Genomic DNA, 18,262 nt, shown 5'->3' with positions numbered 1-18,262 from the left:
CCACAAAGGTCCTGCAAAATCAAATTGTTATGCGCTGCTCTATGAGAGAGCGGGCTGGCCCCGCGATCGGGCCGTCCACTGCCTAGATACGAAACGCCCCGATCAGCCGCTTGAGCTCCAGCACCTGGGTCGACAGGCTCCGGCTGGCATCCTCGGCTTGGTTGGCCCCTTGGGTCGTGTCCTGGGCGGCGCGGTTGATCGCCACGATGTTCTGGTCGATGTCGTGGGCCACCGCGGTCTGCTGCTCGACAGCGGCGGCGATCTGCTGGTTCTGCTCGACGATGCCACCCACCGCCCCGAGAATGTTGCCTAGCGCCTGCTGCACTTGGCGCGCCTCGCCCACCGTACCAGCTGCCATCTGGTGACTGCTGCCCATCGCCCTGACTGCCGCGCCCACTCCTTCCTGCAGGCGCTGGATCATCTGGGCGATCTCTTCGGTGGAGTCCTGGGTGCGCCTGGCCAGGGTCCGCACCTCGTCGGCGACCACGGCGAACCCCCTGCCCTGCTCGCCGGCCCGGGCGGCCTCGATGGCAGCGTTCAGGGCCAGCAGGTTGGTCTGCTCGGCAATGCTGCGGATCACTTCCAGCACCCGGCCGATGGCCTGGCTGTCGCCGGCCAGCTGGTTGACCGCAGCCACCGTCTGGTCGATCTCGCCGGCCAGGCGGGCGATGCTGCCCTGCTGGCTTTCCACCAGGCCTCGGCCCGTGGCGCTTTCGCGGTTGACCTGTTGCGCGCCTTCGGCGGCCAGGGCCGCGCTGCGTGCGACTTCCTGGGACGTGGCACTCATCTGGTTCATGGCCGCAGCCACCTGCTCGATCTGCTCGCGCTGGCCGCCGATGGCCTGGTTGCTGCGCACCGACACCGCCAACACCTGATCGGCCTGCTCCTCGACCAGGCCGACCGTGCGGCTGACCTGGCCGATCAGCTCGCGGATGCGTTGTACGGTCTGGTTGAACCCCTGGCCCAGTTCACCCAGCTCGTCCTGGCTGCGGGCGCGGAAACTGACGGTCATGTCTCCGGCGGCAACCTTGTCCATGGCCGAGCCGAGGTTGCCCAACGTCTCGCGAATGGAGACGTAAAAGGCTCCGGCAAGGTAGATGATCAGGGCGAACACCACGGCCAGCGCAGCGACCAGGGCGACCATGCGCAACCGGTGCTCCTCCAGGCGCGCCTGCAACTGCACCTGCAAGTGGGCGAGAATGGCGTCGTTGAGCCGGTAGGTCTGCGCCATCAGGCCGCTGACCTGCTGGTAGAACCCTGCCCAGGGCGCCTCCAGGGTCTCGGCCATCACCACTTGGTCTTCGAACAGGCCGGCCGCCTGCTTGATGGTCGCCTGGCTGGCCTGGGCCAGCTCGGCCAGGCCGGCCTTGGCCAACGGGTCGGCGGCCAAGGCTTCGTCCAGTCGAATGCCGTAGTCGGCGGCCAGCCGCTCCAGGCGTTGCAGCAAATCTTCGAAACGGGCGCTGCCGGAGGAGTCGATGAAGCCACGGCCCAGGGCCGTGGCCCCCATCGCCCGCCCTTCGCCCAGCGCCTGGGTCACCTGGCCCGTGGCCGTACCCAGCACCTCGCTGAAATGGCGCACCGACGCCTGGCTGTCCTGGTCCAGGCCCACGTGGCTGGCCACCTGCTTGACCAGCACCTGAGCCTGCACCAGCAGTTTGTCCACCAGGGCCGCCTTGCTTTGCAGGGAGGACTCGTTGCGGGCCCGATCGAGCAGTTCGCCCACCTCGTCGCGCCGGGCCCGCAGTTGCGGGTCGTCGAACTGCAGGGCCTGCAGCTTCGCTGCGACCTGCTCCTGGCTCTGGCCGATGCGTTGCTCCAGGTCGCCGGCCTGCCCCGATTGACCGAGCATGACGTTGACCTGCAAGAGGTTGCCCAGGGTTTCCAGCTCCCCGCGCAAGGCCAGGGCGCCCGTCAGAGGGGCCAGGCCCTGGAGCTCGACGCGAGTGGTATGGAATTGCTCATAGACGCCGCGCACCAGGTAGAAGCTGGTGACCAGCATCGGCACGAAGAACAGGGCGCTGATCAGGCTGAACTTCAAGCCGAAGCTCAGCCGGTCCATCAGGGCGATGGCCGGATAGAGCAAACGCTGCATGCGCATCTCCTTGGATTCTTTTTATTCTTTGAGGTAGCACAAGGCCATTAACGGCCAGGCGACCTGTATAGCGCAGAACGAATCCAAGGTTTGTAATTTTCTGTAGGCGCGGCCTTGTGCCTCGAAAGGGCTGCAAAGCAGCCCCTAACCCCGCACGCCCAGTCAGACCAACACGGTCCACAGCGCAAAAAACGCGTACCACAGCACCGCACAACGCAGCAGTAGCTCCCAGAGGCTGTCCAACCGCCCCAGCCCGCGCTGGTTGTCTTCTTCCTCGGGCACCGTGTCGGCCACCCGCCCGACCCGCGCCACCAGGTGCCCGGCACTGATGTGCCAGTTGAGCAACTCGTGCAACATGACCCGCACCACCGCGACGAAGTTACCGACCAGGGCGAAGCTCAACGCCAGCACCCGCACCGGCACCCAGTCCATGGCATGACGCAGTTGCTCGGCCCGTTCCTTGAGCGCCGGTTGCCGGCTGTTGCCCGCGCACAGAGCCAGCAGGCGATAGGCCAGGGCCGCACCCGGCCCCAGCAGGAAATACCAGAAGATCACCGCGAAAAAGCTCTGGTACGCCTGCCACAGCAAATGGCCCTGCACCCGGATCAACAAGCTTTGCGCATCGTCGGCGGCCAACCCCAGGTCTCGCTCGGCCACGTGCAACGCGGCCTGGTCATCGCCCCGGCGCCAGGCATCGCGGAACGGCCCCAGGGCCGCCTTGGCATCACCCCGCCCAAGGCTGTAGATCAGCACCAGCAGGTGCACCGGCAACGCCAGCAACCCGTAGGCCACCGGCTCCAGTACGTGCAGCAGCAAGACCAGCAATGCCACCGGCGCCAGCACCAGGATGGCCAGGGTCCACCAGGGGTGTACCTTGCCGCTGCGCTCCAGGCGCACCAGCTCGCCCAAGAAGAAACCATCACGTTGCAGCCGCTGGCGCAGGGCGGAGAATTTCTCGACCCAGAGCACCAGCACCAACACCAGGAAACTCATGCATTGTCCTCATTGCACTGCAGCGCCGCGCGATAGCGGCACCAGTCGAAGGCCGGGCCCGGGTCGGTCTTGCGTACCGGGGCGATGTCGCTGTGGCCACAGATGCGCTGCGGGCCGATCACCGGCCAGGCGCGACGAATTTCGCGAGTCAGCTGCTCCAGGGCGGCGTACTGGGCATCGGTGTAGGGCAGCTCGTCGGTGCCTTCAAGCTCGATGCCGATGGAAAAATCGTTGCAACCCTCACGCCCCTCGAAGCTCGAGACACCCGCATGCCAGGCCCGGTCGAGCAGAGACACGAACTGGGTCACCGCACCATCACGCTCGACGAATAGGTGCGCCGATACGGTGAGGTGGCAAATGTCCTGGAAATAGGGGTGCTCGTTTGGGTCTAGCTGGTTCTGGAAGAACTGCTGCACCTTGCCGGTACCGAAGCAGGCCGGCGGCAGGCTGATGTTGTGGATGACCAGCAGGGAAATGGCTTCGCCATCGGGGCGCGCATTGAAGTTGGGCGAAGGGCAGTGAGTAACGCCGCAGAACCAGCCTGTCGCACGATCCAATTGCATGGAGCAGTTCCTGAAAATCGTCGGGAAGGTAGCCAGTATGCCCCGCACCCGATGCGCTTGCATGTAAATGATTGTTCAGCGAGCCGCCTGAGAGCGCAAGCGTCCGAGCACGGCTTCCAGTGCCCGCTCGAACAGCAGCCCGTCGTCCAGCAGGCGCAGCTCGCCGCGGCGCAGGGCCTGGACCAGCCCCGCACGGTTCCACTCGCGCACCTTCATACCGGTGCGGTTGGCGAAGACGAAGCGGTCATGGCTGTCGATCCTGGCCACCAGCTTGCAGCGCAGCAACTCGTCGTCATCTATCACCTCGACCCACGCACCGACCCGCAGTCGCTGCACCTGGGCCAGTTCCGGCCCTTGCATGTCCGGCTGCAGCAAGGGGCCGCACGCGGACTCGTCGGCCACCGCAAGAATGATTTCCTCGGCCACTAGCCTGTGCTCCACGGCACAGGCGCTGCTCGGCGCACCCACGCAGGCAGCCAAGTGCAATTGCTCCAGCTGCTGGAAGAATTCGCGGGTGGTAACCGCGTCCATGACCACGCTCGCCAGGCCCTCGCGCAGGGCCTTGAGCAGCCCGGGCACCTGCTGCAGCAAGCGCTCGCGCGCCTGGGGCTCGTGGTGCGGGGCGATGCTCGCCAGCAGCGTGTCCATGGTCGCCAGCCCTTGCGTCCAGGCCGGGGAACCCACGCCATGCTTGAGCCAGGCCAGCAGCAAGACTTGGCTCCAACCCTGGACCAGCATGTGCACCACCGCCTGCGGCAGGACCCGGCCATGCAAGCGCAGGTTCAGCTCCTGTTGCACCTGCAGACGAGCCTGCAGGGCCCGGGCCCGCCCTTCCTCGGCATCTCGCGTGCGTTGCTCGAGCAGTTCGTTGCGTCGGCGCTCTTGCTGGCTGAAAGCCAGGAAGTCCTCGAGCAGTTCGTTGAACAGGCGCGGGTCATCGGTGAAGTCGTTGAGCAGGCGCTGGACAATACGCTCGACCCGCAGTTGCAGGCTGTCGCGCAGCCCCTCGCTGCCGGCCTCCCAACCGATGGCGGCCGCCGCGATCTCGTTGAGCAGGCGCCGGGCCGGGTGGCTGGCACGGCTGAATACGGCCTTGTCGAGCAAGGCCACCTTGAGCAATGGAATGTGCAGCCGCTCGATCAGCTCGCGCACGGTCGCTGGCAGGTTGGTATCGCCTTGGATGAATTCGAACAGCAAGCCGACCAGGTTGAAGGTGTCTTCGTCGGCCGTGGCGATGCAGCGACGCGTGCCGCTGCGCACGCTGACCCGCAGCAGCAGTTGTTCGAGCTGCTGCCCTAGATCGAAGTCGTCGGCCTCGCTGGTGGCGGGCAGGTAATGTTGCAGATGAGAAAGCAGCCGCAACAAGTCGCCGGTGCTGACCGGCTGCGCGCCGGCCACCTGCTGGACACGCGGCGCAACGCGGCCACGCATGGGTGCCAGCAAGGGCTGCAGCGCGTCGAAAAACACCTGGCTGGCGTCATCGACCTGCAACTCGTCGGCCGCTGCCGGGCGGCTGGATGCACGCTCCAGGTGACGACGGTCCTCGGCGCGGCGCCGTGGCACAGCCTTGAGTTCAGGCAGCACCCCAGCGCTGGCCAGCAACTGGTTGGCCTGCTCGTAGAGTTGGTCGATGTCGCGCAGCACATAGCGCTCGAACAATTTCAGCAAGACCAGCTTGACCCTTGGCCCTACGCCCAGGTCGCGCCCGGCCTGCAGGAAGAGCTCGCACAAGCGTTCAGGCTCCAGCGCGAGCCCTTGGGCCAGAGGGGTCTCGAGCAGGGCCTGGAAGCGCTGCGTCAGTTGCTTGAGGGCCAGGCCATCCCGGGACAATACCCGCGCGACCATCGCCTCGACAGCGGCAGAGCGCTCCAGTTGCGCGGTGCTGCGCGGGCGATCGGCCACGCTCGATGGCCGCTCATCGGCCTGATTGAGCCGGGCGAACGCATCGTGAAAGCGGTCGAGGAAGCCGCGTTCGATGCTCTTGCGCTTGAGGCGCAGGTCGCGCATCGCCTCGAAGTACAGGTTCTGCTCGAACCGTTCACTGGCCTTGTCAGCCATTTCGAAAAGGGTGTCATCGGCATTGTCGAACAGCCGCTGCAGGCCCAGGCGCAATTGCAGCGCCGCCTGGTCGCGCACCTGCAAGAGCGGGACCGGCAGGCAAGGCAAGGGCACACGCGCCCCTCGATCGATGGCCGCCGCCAGCGGCACCACCTTGCCTTCTATCTGCATCCCGGACTCCTTGTAGGGTGTTCTGTTCGAATGACCTGGGCCAGTCAAAACCATGACGCCAAATACTGGTCGCATTATCGGTAAAAAATCTGACAGCTTCTAGCGCGATCTACTTACGCCCCCAACTGACCATGGGTTCGCCGAAATGCTCACTCGTCCTGACCAAAGGTCACCGGTGTGGTTGCCGCTGTACACCTCGGCCCCCTGCCCTATAATCGCCGGCACCTAGCTTGTGGAGCCGACCATGCCGAACCTACGCCTCGCCGACCTGACCGCCGAAATCGAAGCCAACGTGCGCCGTGCGTTGCTGGAAGATATCGGCAGCGGCGACATCACCGCCCAGCTGATCCCGGCCGAGCGCCTGGCCAAGGCGACCATCATCACCCGCGAAGACTGCTCCATCGCCGGTACCGCCTGGGTCGATGCGGTGTTCCGCCAGCTCGACCCGCGAGTGGCGGTGCACTGGCAGGTGGCCGACGGCGATCGGGCCAAGGCCAACCAGGCGCTGTTCCACCTCGAAGGCCCGGCGCGTTCGTTGCTCAGTGGCGAACGCACGGCGCTGAACTTCCTGCAGATGTTGTCTGGCGTTGCCACCCGCGCGCGCTTTCTCGCCGACTTGGTGCAAGGCACCCAGGTGCGTCTGCTCGACACCCGCAAGACCCTGCCGGGCCTGCGCCTGGCGCAAAAATATGCCGTGACCTGTGGCGGTTGCGACAACCATCGCATCGGCCTGTATGACGCCTTCCTGATCAAGGAAAACCATATCGCGGCCAGTGGCGGGGTGGCCGAGGCGGTGGCCGCGGCGCACAAGATCGCCCCGGGCAAGCCGGTGGAAATCGAAGTGGAAAGCCTGGACGAGCTGCGCCAGGCGCTGACGGCCGGCGCCGACATCGTCATGCTCGACGAACTGACGCTCGATGAAATGCGCGAAGCCGTGCGCATCACCGCTGGAAAGGCCAAGCTGGAGGCCAGTGGCGGCGTCAATGAAAGCACCCTGCGGGTGATTGCCGAGACGGGGGTGGACTACATCTCCATTGGTGCCATGACCAAGGATGTGAAGGCGGTGGATTTATCCATGCGTCTTAGCCTGTAAATCGATCCTGCAACAAGCCCGTACCGTCGGGACTGCAACGGGGTGCAAAGCGCCCCGATTGCCTGAATGACCGACATACATCCTGATTATTGCGCAGCCCATCTTCCTTCGACAGCAGGCAAGCCTGCTACCTGACCTCATATAAAAGATTCCTACCCCATTAAAGAATCTGGCCACTTGCAACTTACCTAGCAGATATGATCGTACCCGACGTCATAGAGCATCCATACCATTGATGGACCGGCGTTATTCCGGCTATCAAAGGAGAAATACTATGACGCAAGACACCCACGTACGAGGCGACGGCACCCTCCATATCGTTGCCAAGACATCGAGCGGTGTAAGTAACACGGTCATAGCCAAGGTCACGCCGCCCCCCTTCCTACACCAACGATCAAGAGCGCTACCTCAATGTAAAATAGTGCTTAGTGATCCATCGGCTGTTTATTGAACAGGCATAAAAAACCCGACCCTGGGTGCCCAGGGTCGGGTTCAAAACATCAACGATCGTTAGAACGATGCGTTGGCCAGCCCGTCCAGGTAACGCTCGACGTCCAGTGCAGCCATGCAGCCGGCACCGGCGGAGGTGATCGCCTGGCGATAGACATGGTCAGCCACGTCGCCTGCGGCGAATACGCCTTCGACGTTGGTGGCGGTGGCGTTGCCTTCACGGCCGCCGTTGACCACCAGGTAGCCGTCCTTGAGGGTCAGCTGGCCTTCGAACAGCGAGGTGTTCGGGGTGTGGCCAATGGCGATGAATACGCCGTCGACCTTGATTTCGTCGCTGCTGCCATCGTTGTTCTTCAGGCGGGCACCGGTTACACCCATGTCGTCACCCAGCACTTCGTCCAGGGTGGCGTTGAGCTTGAGCTCGATCTTGCCTTCGGCCACACGGGCGTGCAGCTTGTCGACCAGGATCTTCTCGGCGCGGAAGGTGTCGCGACGGTGTACCAGGGTCACCTTGCTGGCGATGTTGGCCAGGTACAGTGCCTCTTCCACGGCCGTGTTGCCACCGCCCACCACGGCGACCGGCTTGTTGCGGTAGAAGAAACCGTCGCAGGTGGCGCAGGCCGAAACACCCTTGCCCATGAACGCCTCTTCCGACGGCAGGCCCAGGTAGCGGGCGCTGGCGCCGGTGGCGATGATCAGGGCGTCGCAGGTGTAGGTGCCGCTATCGCCCTTGAGGGTGAACGGCTTGTTGGCCAGGTCGACGGCATTGATGTGGTCGAAGACGATTTCGGTCTCGAAGCGCTCGGCGTGCTCCTGCATGCGTTGCATCAGCGCAGGGCCGGTCAGGCCGTGGGGGTCGCCCGGCCAGTTGTCGACTTCGGTGGTGGTGGTCAGCTGGCCACCCGCCTGCATGCCGGTGATCAGCAGCGGCTTGAGGTTGGCGCGGGCGGCGTAGACCGCAGCGCTGTAACCGGCAGGGCCGGAACCGAGAATGATGACGCGCGAATGACGTACTTCAGACATGTCGAACTCCTGTCGAGGCGGCCGCGGGCCGGCATCGGTGTGGAATTAAAAGGGACCCACGCAGCACTTGGGGAAGGCTACAACGCGTAGATCCGAAACCAAAAGTTGAGCGCACTGTAGCGAGGTCGCAGAGATTAAGGAAATATCCTTCGACAATCCACCTTATAGAGTGCTTCTATCCAAGGCGAAAACCGATAGAAAATCTTCACTCGCTTTTGTTACAGGCCATTGCTCCGGGACATGGCGCCTTTCGTCGCGCCGGCAAACTCGGGTAAGGTCAGCGCGTTTTCCCTTTGATCCGGAGCGTCTCGATGCAAGCCCCTGTCCTCTCTGGCCCCCAGTACCTGCGCGAAGGGCTGAAACTGGTCATGAGCCCGAACCTGCGGCTGTTCGTCCTGCTGCCGCTGGCGGTCAATTTGCTGTTGTTCGGCGGCCTGATCTACTTTGCCGGGCACCAGTTCAGCCTGTGGGTCGATGCCTTGATGCCCACCCTGCCGAGCTGGCTGAGCTTTCTCACCTACATCCTCTGGCCACTGTTCGTCGCCTTGGTGGTGCTGATGGTGTTCTTCACCTTCACCCTGGTGGCCAACATCATCGCCGCGCCGTTCAATGGCTTCCTCGCGGAAAAGGTCGAGGTGGTGGTGCGCGGCGAGGACACCTTCCCCGCCTTCAGCTGGGCTGAGTTGATCGCCATGGTGCCACGTACCCTTGGCCGCGAGATGCGCAAGCTGGGCTACTTCCTGCCGCGGGCCATCGGCCTGTTCATTCTCTCGTTGATCCCGGTGGTCAACGTCGTGGCCGCTCCGCTGTGGCTCATCTTCGGGGTATGGATGATGGCCATCCAGTACATCGACTACCCGGCGGACAACAACAAGATGAGCTGGCAGGACATGCTCGCCTGGCTGCGCCAGAAACGCTGGCAGAGCCTGGGCTTTGGCGGCATTACCTACCTGGCGTTGATGATCCCGCTGGTGAACGTGCTGATGATGCCGGCGGCGGTGGCCGGGGCCACGTTGTTCTGGGTGCGTGAAGAAGGGCTCGGTAGAACGTCCCAGCGATAGATATTTACACCAGGTACGCTTCCGGTCAGTGGCTCAATCATCGCCCACACCTTGTGGTATTTCATCTTTGGAGGATGACCAGATGATTGACGAAAAGCTGAAGGAAGCCATCCCTAACCAGCAAACGACTGACGTAGATCCTGTTGATGCAGCGCTTGAAGCGCTCGCCGAGCCTGAACTGGAAGCACCGGAAACATTTGCTGAACCTGAGCAAACCCGTGTGTTCGAGACCATAGAGCAACCTGAAGGCCCAATTGACCCCCTGGGCCCGTTGGGTCAACGACGCGGGGTAGGCAAAGAGGGACCCGACCTCACCAATGCCGAAAATGAAGCATTTGAAAAAGTACAGGCGCGTGCTGAGTTCCTGCTTCGGGACGTACTGCCAGCGCATGGCTTGGACCCGTTCGGGGACTGGATCATCCACGCCAAGGACGATTTTTCCGAACGGTCCCATGCCGTCACCTTCCTGACATGGGCACTCATTACCGGAACCCTGCAAAAGCCAGATGTGGTTGAGTATGAAGATGCTCATACAGGCGAGGTGGTTACCGATACAGACGGCAACTTCTGGGCCGCCCTGCAAGAAACCTTCAACCTCATGATGAGGGCAGGCGTCATCGCCTGATGCTTGAAATGCTCCAAGGCCTGCGCGCGGTTCGCGCCGCAGGCCTTTTCCAGCGCTTGCTCAAAGGCTCAACTGGCTGGAAAACCGCCCCACCGCATCCACCACCTTCTTCGCGCCTTCCTGGATCTCGACGATCACCCCACCGGTATCGGCAGCCAACGTCAGCCCTTGCTCGGCCTGGCGCTTGCTGGTGTCGATGATGTCCACTGCCGCCTGGGCCAGTTGCTCGTTCTGCAGTACCACCTTGGCAATCTCGTCGGTGGCGGTACTGGTGCGCGAGGCCAGCTGGCGCACTTCATCGGCCACCACCGCGAACCCTCGCCCCTGCTCGCCTGCCCGTGCCGCTTCGATGGCCGCGTTGAGCGCCAGCAGGTTAGTTTGCCCGGCGATATCGCTGATGGTCTTGATGATCGAGCCGATCACCCGGGACTGTGTGTCCAGCGCCTGGATTCCCTGGGCCGCGTCCTGCATCGAGCGCTCCAGACCACGCATCACATCGACGGTCTGGGTCACCACCTCCGTGGCCTTGCGCGCGCTGGCATCAGTGCCCAGCGAGGTGTTGTAGGCGATATCCGCAGCCTCGGCCACGGCCAGTTCCTGGTTGACCTGGTCGGTGATCACGGTCGCGAACTTGACCACTTTGTAGAGCACGTCATGGGCATCGATGATCGGGTTGTAGGACGCCTCCAGCCACACCACCCGGCCATGGGCATCGATGCGCTTGAACCGGTCGGCGACGAATTCGCCACGGCGCAGCTTGTCCCAGAAGGCCTGGTAGGCTGGCGAATTCGCTTCTTCAGGTTCACAGAAAATACGGTGATGCTTGCCGCGCACCTGCTCCAGGGAATACCCCATGGCCTGCAGGAAACGGTCATTGGCGGTCAGCACCTCGCCTTGCAGGTTGAACTCGATCAGCGCGGTTGAGCGCATCAACGCTTTGATCAGGCTTTCGTGCTCGCGAGAGGTCTCGATGGTGCGCGTGAGGTCGCTCGAATGCAGACTGAAATAGCGGATTCGCCCGTCGCTGCTCTTGACCGGCTGCAGGATCGAACGCAGCCAGGCTTCCTGGCCATTGCCGCGCAGCAAGCGGAAGGCGCCGTTGAGGTGTTCGCCACGGGTGATGGCGCTTTTCATGCGGTGATAGAAGTCCAGCTCCTTCACATGGGCCGGGACGATGTCCTCGATATTGCGCCCGATCAATTGCTCGGCCCGGTAGAGCATCTCCTGTTCGAAGTTGCTATTGACCGACTCGATACGACCGTCGGGGCCAAGCTGCAGAACCAGCATCTCGCTGTCGAGGCTTTCCTTGACCTGCTCGATGGACATCAGGTCCTCGCGCAGTTGCTGGATTTCTTTCTTGAGTTTGCTATTGAACATGACCGCTCCCGGGAGCGCACCCCGACCGTTTGGATACTTCTGCATCGGCTGGCCCCACCGGATTCTTGAGTGGCCCGCAGGGAAATGTTCACACGGACAAAACCTGAAGCACACGGCGTCATTGGCCAGTCACCAACCTGTCACATGAACGCAACGGCCCAGGCGGACACTTTTGACATGAACATACCGCCCCTGCGCATCACCCTCGTCACCGAAACCTTCCCACCCGAGATCAACGGCGTGGCCAATACCCTTGGTCGCCTCAGCGATGGCCTGCGCCAACGCGGGCACCACGTGGAACTGGTACGCCCTCGCCAGGCCAGCGACAACGCCAGCCACGACACCGACGACCTGTTGCTCTGCCGCGGTTGGCCGTTGCCTGGCTACCCGGGTTTGCAATGGGGTGAAATAACCAAGCGCGCGTTGGTACGACGTTGGCGTCGACAGCGCCCGAATGTGCTCTACATCGCCACCGAAGGCCCGCTGGGCTTGAGCGCGCTGCGCGCCGCGCGGCACTTGGGCATCGCCGTGGTCAGCGGCTTCCATACCAACTTCCCACAGTACTCGGGGCAATATGGCCTGGGCCTGCTGACCCGCCTGCTCACCCATTACCTGCGATGGTTCCACCGGCGCACCGCGGTCACCCTGGTGCCCAGCGCCAGCCAGCGCCTGGAGCTCGAACGCCGGGGCTTCGAACGCCTGGGGTTGATGGCACGGGGGGTCGATGCCTGCCTGTTCAACCCGGCCCGGCGCAGCCAGGCATTGCGCCAGGCGTGGGGCCTGGGGCCGGACGATATCGCCGTGATCCATGTCGGCCGCCTGGCCGCAGAGAAGAACCTTGGGCTGCTGCAGCCTTGCATGGACGCACTGCACAAGGCTTACCCACAGCGGCGCATGCGCCTGGTGATCGTTGGCGATGGGCCACAACGCGAGCGCCTCGAACAGACGCTCCCCGATGCCGTGTTCTGCGGTGCGCAACGGGGCCAAGCGCTGGCAGAGCACTATGCCAGTGGCGACCTGTTCCTGTTTCCGAGCCTGACCGAGACGTTCGGCAATGTGGTTCTCGAAGCCTTGGCCTCGGGCTTGGCCGTGGTCGCCTACGACGAGGCGGCCGCCGCCCAGCATATCCGCCACGGCCACAGTGGCGGCCTGGCGATGCCAGGTGACCAGGCGGGTTTCATCGATGCGGCGTGCTGGTTGTTGGAGGAAGACGAGACCCTACGCAGAGTACGCCTGAATGCACGGCAGCACGCCAGCCGTCAGGGCTGGCCGGCGATCGTCGAGCAGTTCGAGGGGTACCTGGCCAATGCCTGCCGACAGCCTGAGGGCAACCGAACGGTGACCGCGGGCCTGGAATCATCGGCGCCGCGCAGCTAAACCCCATCGCCGGCAAGCCGGCTCCCACAGGGTGTGGTTGGCGCTGCACCAGTGGGAGCCGGCTTGCCCACAACCATAGAGTCTCCCACAGGGGGGCGGCGCTAGCCGCTTGTTCGCTGCGCACCGCTAAAAGGCATCGCGATACCTGTAGGAGCGGCCTTGCGCCGCGAAAGGGCTGCAAAGCAGCCCCAGGCCCAAAACGCTGAAAACTCAGCCCAGCGCCTTCTCGATCGCCTGGACCACCGCCGGATCGTCCGGCGTGGTACGTGGAGCGAAACGGGCCAATACGCGGCCATCCTTGCCCACCAGGAATTTCTCGAAGTTCCAGGTGATATCCCCGGGGAATTCAGCCCCCTCACCCGCCAGCAGGCGGTACAGGGAATGGCGCTGCGGCCCGTTGACCTCGAGCTTGGCGCCCAACGGGAAGCTCACCCCGTAGTTGAGGCTGCAGAACGCCTGGATCTCCTTTTCGCTACCCGGCTCTTGCCCGGCAAACTGGTTGCATGGCAAACCCAGGACACTGAAGCCTTTGTCCTTGTAGTCCTGGTACAGGTTCTCCAGGGCCTTGTATTGCGGCGTCAGGCCACACTTGGAGGCGACATTGACCACCAACACCACCTGGCCCTTGAACGGTGCGAGGGGCAGTTCCTCGCCGTTCAGCGCCTTCAACGTCAGGTCGTGAAATGCACTCATGATGACTCCCCTCTCAGGTTCCCGATGGTCGCAGGGGCGAATCGCGCCCACTAAAAAGGCGCGCGGCCAAACCGTCATCCTTCCCCAAGGAAGGCAAAACGGCTTGCCCGAGCGCCTGGCGACTCTCTGAGCTTAGCGCAGAAAATCAGTGGTGATGGCCACCTTCACCGTGGATATGACGGTGAGCGATTTCTTCATCGCTGGCGTCACGCACGTTGACTACCTTGACCTTGAAGTTCAGGCGCTGGCCGGCCAGCGGGTGGTTGCCGTCGACGGTGATGTCGTCGCCGTCGATGTCGCGGATGGTGACGATCTGCATCTGGCCATCCGGCGCCGAAGCGTGGAACTGCATGCCGACTTCCAGCTGGTCGACGCCTTCGAACAGGCTGCGGTTCAGGGTGCTGACCAGCTCGGCCAGGTATTCGCCGTAGGCTTCTTCAGGTTCGATGGCAACGTTCAGCTCGTCACCGGCCTGCTTGCCTTCCAGGGCTTTTTCCAGGCCCGGAATGATGTTGGCGGCACCGTGCAGGTACACCAGCGGCGCACCACCGGCGGAACTGTCGATGACCTCCCCGGCGTCGTTGGTCAGGGTATAGTCGATGGAGACAGCCTTGTTGGCGGCGATCAGCATGGGGCAAGACCTTTTGCAAAAGAATGTAGAGCGATCAAGTGTAACCAACGCATCGCCCGATTGCGAACGCGTGTCGGAGAATGACAAATCCGTCAGTCGGATCACCGGCTTCCACCAGGATGAAGAAGGCCACTGGGTGGTCGAGCTGTCGTGCGGCCATACGCAGCACCTGCGCCACCAGCCACCGTGGCAAGCGCGGCCCTGGGTGCTCGACCCGGCCGAGCGCCAGCGCCGCATCGGCCAGGTATTTGCCTGCGGCTGGTGCGCCCAGGGGCCCGATAGCGCTACCCTTGGCGGCTGAACCCTTGCACCGCTTATTTCGAGAAGCACGCATGCAAACATTTTTCATCGCGCCGACCGACTTCGGTGTCGGCCTGACCTCCATCAGCCTTGGCCTGGTGCGCACCCTGGAGCGCGGCGGGCTGAAGGTCGGCTTCTTCAAGCCGATCGCCCAGCACCACCCCGGCGATACCGGCCCCGAGCGCTCCAGCGAACTGGTGGCGCGCACCCATGGTATCCGCCCGCCGACGCCCCTGAGCCTGGCCCAGGTCGAGCGCATGCTCGGCGATGGTCAACTGGACGAGTTGCTCGAGGAGATCATCCGCCTGTACCAGCAGGCCTGCATCGGCAACGACGTGGTGGTGGTCGAGGGCATGGTGCCGACCCGCCACGCCAGCTATGCCGCGCGGGTCAACCTGCACCTGGCCAAGAGCCTGGATGCCGAGGTGATCCTGGTGTCGGCGCCGGAAAACGAAGTGCTCAGCGAACTCTCCGGCCGTGTCGAGCTGCAGGCCCAGCTGTTCGGCGGCCCGCGCGACCCGAAGGTGCTCGGCGTGGTGCTCAACAAGGTACGCACCGACGAAAGCATGACCGACTTCGCCGCCCGTCTGCGCGAGCACTCGCCGCTGCTGCGCGGCGACGACTTCCGCCTGCTGGGTTGCATCCCCTACCAGCCCGAGCTCAACGCCCCGCGCACCCGCGACGTGGCAGAGCTGCTCGGTGCCCAGGTGCTCAATGCCGGGGACTACGAGCAACGGCGCATGAACACCATCATCATCTGTGCCCGCACCGTGGCCAACACCGTGCCACTGCTCAAGCCCGGCACCCTGGTGGTGACCCCGGGCGATCGCGACGACATCATCCTCGCCGTGAGCCTGGCGGCAATCAATGGCGTGCCGTTGGCCGGCCTGCTACTGACCAGTGACAGCAAGCCCGACCCGCGCATCCTGGAACTGTGCCGGGGCGCCCTGCAGGCCGGGCTGCCGATCCTTTCGGTGGGTACCGGCTCGTACGACACCGCCAACCGCCTCAATTCGCTCAACCGGGAAATCCCGGTGGACGACCGCGAGCGCGCCGAGTTCATCACCGACTTCGTCGCCAGCCACCTCGACGCGGCCTGGCTGCATCAGCGCTGCGGCACGCCGCGCGAGCTGCGCCTGTCGCCGGCGGTATTCCGCTACCAGCTGATCCAGCGCGCCCAGCAGGCGAACAAGCGTATCGTTCTGCCCGAGGGCGCCGAGCCGCTGCTGGTGCAGGCGGCAGCCATCTGCCAAGCCCGCGGCATCGCCCGTTGCGTGCTGCTGGCCAAGCCCGAGGAGGTCGAGGCGGTTGCCCGCGCCCAGGGCATCACCCTGCCGCCTGACCTGGAAGTGCTCGATCCCGAGCTGATCCGCGGGCGCTACGTCGAGCCCATGGTGGAGCTGCGCCGCAGCCGCAACCTCAACGCGCCGATGGCCGAACAGCAACTGGAAGACCCGGTGGTGGTCGGCACCATGATGCTGGCCCTGGATGAAGTCGACGGCCTGGTCTCGGGCCTGGTGCACTCCACTGCCAACACCATTCGCCCGGCCTTGCAGCTGATCAAGACCGCACCGGGCAGCAGCCTGGTGTCCTCGGTGTTCTTCATGCTGTTCCCCGAGCAAGTGCTGGTATATGGCGACTGCGTGATGAACCCCCACCCCAGCGCCGCGGAGCTGGCCGAAATCGCGCGGCAGAGCGCCGAGTCGGCCCAGGCCTTCGGTATCTCACCACGGGTGGCGATGCTCAGCTATTCAAGCGACTCGGCGGCCAGCGACGAGGAAGTGGAGAAGGTGCGCGAAGCCACACGCCTGGCGCAGCAGGCCGAACATGACCTGCTGATCGACGGCCCGTTGCAGTATGACGCGGCGGCCAACCCCGAGATCGCTCGCCAACTGGCACCGGCAAGCCCGGTCGCGGGCCGCGCCACCGTGTTCGTATTCCCGGACCTGAACACCGGCAATACCACCCACAAGGCGGTGCAGCGCAGTGCCGATTGCGTAAGCCTGGGGCCGATGCTGCAGGGGTTGCGCAAGCCGGTGAACGACTTGCCGCGGGGCGCGCAGGTGGACGATATCGTGCATACCATCGCCTTGACCGCGATTCAGGCCAGCACCGTGCGCTGAAATGCAAAGGGGCCGCTACGCCCCCATCGCGGGGCAAGTCCGCTCCCACAGGTACGGCGGTGTCTATGAAAACAGCGCAGACCCGGTGGGAGTGGGCTTGTCCCGCGATGGGCGCGCAGCGGCCCCTCGTTCCTTACACCTTACGGGTACTGCTGCACAGTGCCCTGCTGGTCATACTGCTGGCCCGGAATCGGCTTGAGGTTCACTTCCACGCGACGGTTCTGGGCGCGGCCGTTGGCGTCGGCGTTGCTGGCGATCGGCTGGTCCGGGCCCATGCCGCGAACGGAAACGCGCGACGGGTCGACACCCTGGGAGGTCAGGTAGGTGCTGACGGCCTGGGCACGGCGCTGGGACAGGTCCATGTTGTGCTGGCGGCTGCCGGTGCTGTCGGTGAAGCCCACCACCTCGATGGTGTTCTGGTTGAACTGCTTGAACGAGTTGGCCAGGTTGTTCAGCGGCGAGTAGAAGCTTGGGGAGATGTTCGCCGAATCGGTGGCGAAAGTGATGTTGCCCGGCATGATCAGCTTGATCTGGTCACCCTGGCGCTGCACCTCGACACCGGTGTTGGCCATCTTCGCACGCAGCTCGGCTTCCTGCTTGTCGGCGTAGTAGCCGTAGCCTGCGGCAGCGGCGCCCACCGCGGCAGCACCGATCAGCGCGCCCTTGCCACGGTTGTTATGGTCGATGGCGGCACCGGCGATGGCACCGGCCAGCGCGCCCAGGCCACCGTACTTGGCGGTCTTGCTCATCCCTGTGGAGCCTTGAGCCTGGCCCTGGCTGTCATAGGGGTTCTGGCCGGCACAGCCAGTCATCAGGGCAGCAGCGGTAGCGACGATAATCAGACGACGCATGGTGAACATGGACAAGCTCCTACAGATATTCGAGAGTGCAACAGGTCATGGATGGCCCTATGCCAGCCTTGGACCCAGACGAAACGGAAAAATTCCCTGGAACCTCAGGCCCGCACGAAAGGATTTTCGCGCATCTCGTCGCCAAGGCGGGTATCCGGGCCATGGCCCGTGACCACCACCGCCTCTTCATCCAGGCAATACAGCCGCGACTTGATGGAACGAACGATAGCCCGCTGGTCGCCCCCCCACAAATCGGTACGACCGATGCCGCGGCGGAACAAGGTATCGCCAGCGATCAGCAGCTTGGCATCGGCGAACCAGAAGCTCATCGAGCCAGGCGTGTGGCCAGGCGTATGCAAGGCCACACCGCAGCCGCAGGCCAGCGCCTCGTCATCGCCCAGCCAACGGTCCGGCGACGGCACTGGCGTGTAAGGCACACCGAACATCTGGCACTGCATCTCGAGGTTGTCCCACAAAGGCTGGTCGTCCTTGTGCAGGTGCAAGGTCGCGCCGGTCAGCTCCTTGAGCTTGCCCGAGGCGAGGAAATGATCGAAATGGGCGTGGGTGTGGATGATGCTCACCAACGTCAGGCCGTGGGCCTGCAGGCGCGCGAGAATCTTCTCCGGGTCACCGCCCGGGTCGACGACGATGGCCTTCTTGCTGACCGGGTCGCCGACCAGGGTACAGTTGCATTGCAGCGGGCCTACGGGGAAGGTTTCGCGGATCAGGGTGGTGGGGGCGGTCATGGGCGGCTCCTAGATACTGCCGGCATGTTAGC

The 18,262-nt window shown here is 64.0% G+C and carries 15 protein-coding genes and 3 pseudogenes; 6 read left to right on the top strand and 12 right to left on the bottom strand.

The window, feature by feature from the left end; genetic code table 11:
* Positions 1-82: 82 nt before the first annotated feature.
* The 5 genes and pseudogenes from ACNFG0_RS04695 to ACNFG0_RS04675 form a co-directional block, all read right to left on the bottom strand.
* Entirely contained in the window at positions 83-787 is a 705-nt protein-coding gene (locus ACNFG0_RS04695; RefSeq protein WP_416764205.1) for a methyl-accepting chemotaxis protein, read from the bottom strand.
* A gap of 150 nt (positions 788-937) precedes the next feature.
* Positions 938-1,144, bottom strand: a pseudogene (locus tag ACNFG0_RS04690) (HAMP domain-containing protein); the annotation flags it as partial.
* A 1,113-nt stretch (positions 1,145-2,257) separates the two neighbouring features.
* Positions 2,258-3,088, bottom strand: a complete 831-nt coding sequence (gene ampE, locus ACNFG0_RS04685) for a regulatory signaling modulator protein AmpE (RefSeq protein WP_416764105.1) — start codon at positions 3,086-3,088, stop codon at positions 2,258-2,260.
* Positions 3,085-3,651 (bottom strand): 1,6-anhydro-N-acetylmuramyl-L-alanine amidase AmpD, encoded by a 567-nt coding sequence (gene ampD, locus ACNFG0_RS04680; protein ID WP_416764104.1) that lies wholly within the window; start codon positions 3,649-3,651, stop codon positions 3,085-3,087. Before ampD ends, ampE begins: the two co-directional genes overlap by 4 nt.
* 75 nt (positions 3,652-3,726) lie before the next feature.
* Positions 3,727-5,880: a DUF1631 domain-containing protein gene (locus ACNFG0_RS04675; RefSeq protein ID WP_416764102.1), complete on the bottom strand. Its 2,154-nt coding sequence runs from the start codon at positions 5,878-5,880 to the stop codon at positions 3,727-3,729.
* Positions 5,881-6,124: 244 nt separating this feature from the next.
* On the opposite strand from ACNFG0_RS04675, the gene nadC reads away from it, so the two are divergent.
* Positions 6,125-6,973: a carboxylating nicotinate-nucleotide diphosphorylase gene (gene nadC, locus ACNFG0_RS04670; protein ID WP_196143698.1), complete on the top strand. Its 849-nt coding sequence runs from the start codon at positions 6,125-6,127 to the stop codon at positions 6,971-6,973.
* Between the two features lie 510 nt (positions 6,974-7,483).
* Here the strand turns inward: nadC and trxB are convergent.
* Positions 7,484-8,446: a thioredoxin-disulfide reductase gene (gene trxB, locus ACNFG0_RS04665; RefSeq protein ID WP_196154585.1), complete on the bottom strand. Its 963-nt coding sequence runs from the start codon at positions 8,444-8,446 to the stop codon at positions 7,484-7,486.
* A gap of 311 nt (positions 8,447-8,757) precedes the next feature.
* Here trxB and cysZ point away from each other — a divergent pair, with 311 nt between their 5' ends.
* Complete coding sequence (gene cysZ / locus ACNFG0_RS04660) at positions 8,758-9,507, top strand: sulfate transporter CysZ (RefSeq protein ID WP_416764101.1); 750 nt, start codon at positions 8,758-8,760, stop codon at positions 9,505-9,507.
* A gap of 82 nt (positions 9,508-9,589) precedes the next feature.
* Positions 9,590-10,132 carry a hypothetical protein gene (locus ACNFG0_RS04655; RefSeq protein WP_416764100.1) on the top strand — a complete coding sequence of 181 codons (543 nt, stop codon included), beginning with the start codon at positions 9,590-9,592 and terminating at the stop codon, positions 10,130-10,132.
* 60 nt (positions 10,133-10,192) lie between these two features.
* On the opposite strand, the pseudogene ACNFG0_RS04650 reads toward ACNFG0_RS04655, so the two are convergent.
* Together ACNFG0_RS04650 and ACNFG0_RS04645 are read right to left on the bottom strand one after the other, a co-directional pair.
* Positions 10,193-10,552, bottom strand: a pseudogene (locus tag ACNFG0_RS04650) (methyl-accepting chemotaxis protein); the annotation flags it as partial.
* A 234-nt stretch (positions 10,553-10,786) separates the two neighbouring features.
* Positions 10,787-11,419: pseudogene (locus ACNFG0_RS04645) on the bottom strand (PAS domain-containing protein); the annotation flags it as partial.
* Between the two features lie 267 nt (positions 11,420-11,686).
* On the opposite strand from ACNFG0_RS04645, the gene ACNFG0_RS04640 reads away from it, so the two are divergent.
* Positions 11,687-12,886, top strand: a complete 1,200-nt coding sequence (locus tag ACNFG0_RS04640) for a glycosyltransferase family 4 protein (RefSeq protein WP_416764099.1) — start codon at positions 11,687-11,689, stop codon at positions 12,884-12,886.
* A 210-nt stretch (positions 12,887-13,096) separates the two neighbouring features.
* Here ACNFG0_RS04640 and ACNFG0_RS04635 read toward each other — a convergent pair whose 3' ends face one another.
* On the bottom strand, positions 13,097-13,579 hold the full coding sequence (locus ACNFG0_RS04635) for a glutathione peroxidase (protein ID WP_196154590.1): 483 nt from the start codon (positions 13,577-13,579) through the stop codon (positions 13,097-13,099).
* Between the two features lie 145 nt (positions 13,580-13,724).
* Positions 13,725-14,210 (bottom strand): FKBP-type peptidyl-prolyl cis-trans isomerase, encoded by a 486-nt coding sequence (locus tag ACNFG0_RS04630; protein WP_084858548.1) that lies wholly within the window; start codon positions 14,208-14,210, stop codon positions 13,725-13,727.
* Here ACNFG0_RS04630 and ACNFG0_RS04625 point away from each other — a divergent pair.
* Positions 14,209-14,511: a DUF3565 domain-containing protein gene (locus ACNFG0_RS04625; protein WP_196143705.1), complete on the top strand. Its 303-nt coding sequence runs from the start codon at positions 14,209-14,211 to the stop codon at positions 14,509-14,511. The genes ACNFG0_RS04630 and ACNFG0_RS04625 overlap by 2 nt on opposite strands.
* Positions 14,512-14,542: 31 nt before the next feature.
* On the top strand, positions 14,543-16,633 hold the full coding sequence (gene pta, locus ACNFG0_RS04620) for a phosphate acetyltransferase (RefSeq protein WP_416764098.1): 2,091 nt from the start codon (positions 14,543-14,545) through the stop codon (positions 16,631-16,633).
* A gap of 140 nt (positions 16,634-16,773) precedes the next feature.
* On the opposite strand, the gene ACNFG0_RS04615 is transcribed toward pta, so the two are convergent.
* Positions 16,774-17,493 carry an OmpA family protein gene (locus ACNFG0_RS04615; protein WP_196143707.1) on the bottom strand — a complete coding sequence of 240 codons (720 nt, stop codon included), beginning with the start codon at positions 17,491-17,493 and terminating at the stop codon, positions 16,774-16,776.
* Positions 17,494-17,588: 95 nt separating this feature from the next.
* A complete protein-coding gene (locus ACNFG0_RS04610) occupies positions 17,589-18,230 on the bottom strand; it encodes an MBL fold metallo-hydrolase (protein WP_196143708.1) in 642 nt (213 codons plus the stop codon).
* Positions 18,231-18,262 lie beyond the last annotated feature (32 nt).

This window comes from Pseudomonas sp. NY15372, assembly GCF_048068215.1.
Classification (GTDB): Bacteria; Pseudomonadota; Gammaproteobacteria; order Pseudomonadales; family Pseudomonadaceae; genus Aquipseudomonas; species Aquipseudomonas guariconensis_A.
Note: the sequence above shows the minus strand (reverse complement) of the source record. Positions and strands in the feature narration are given on the sequence as shown.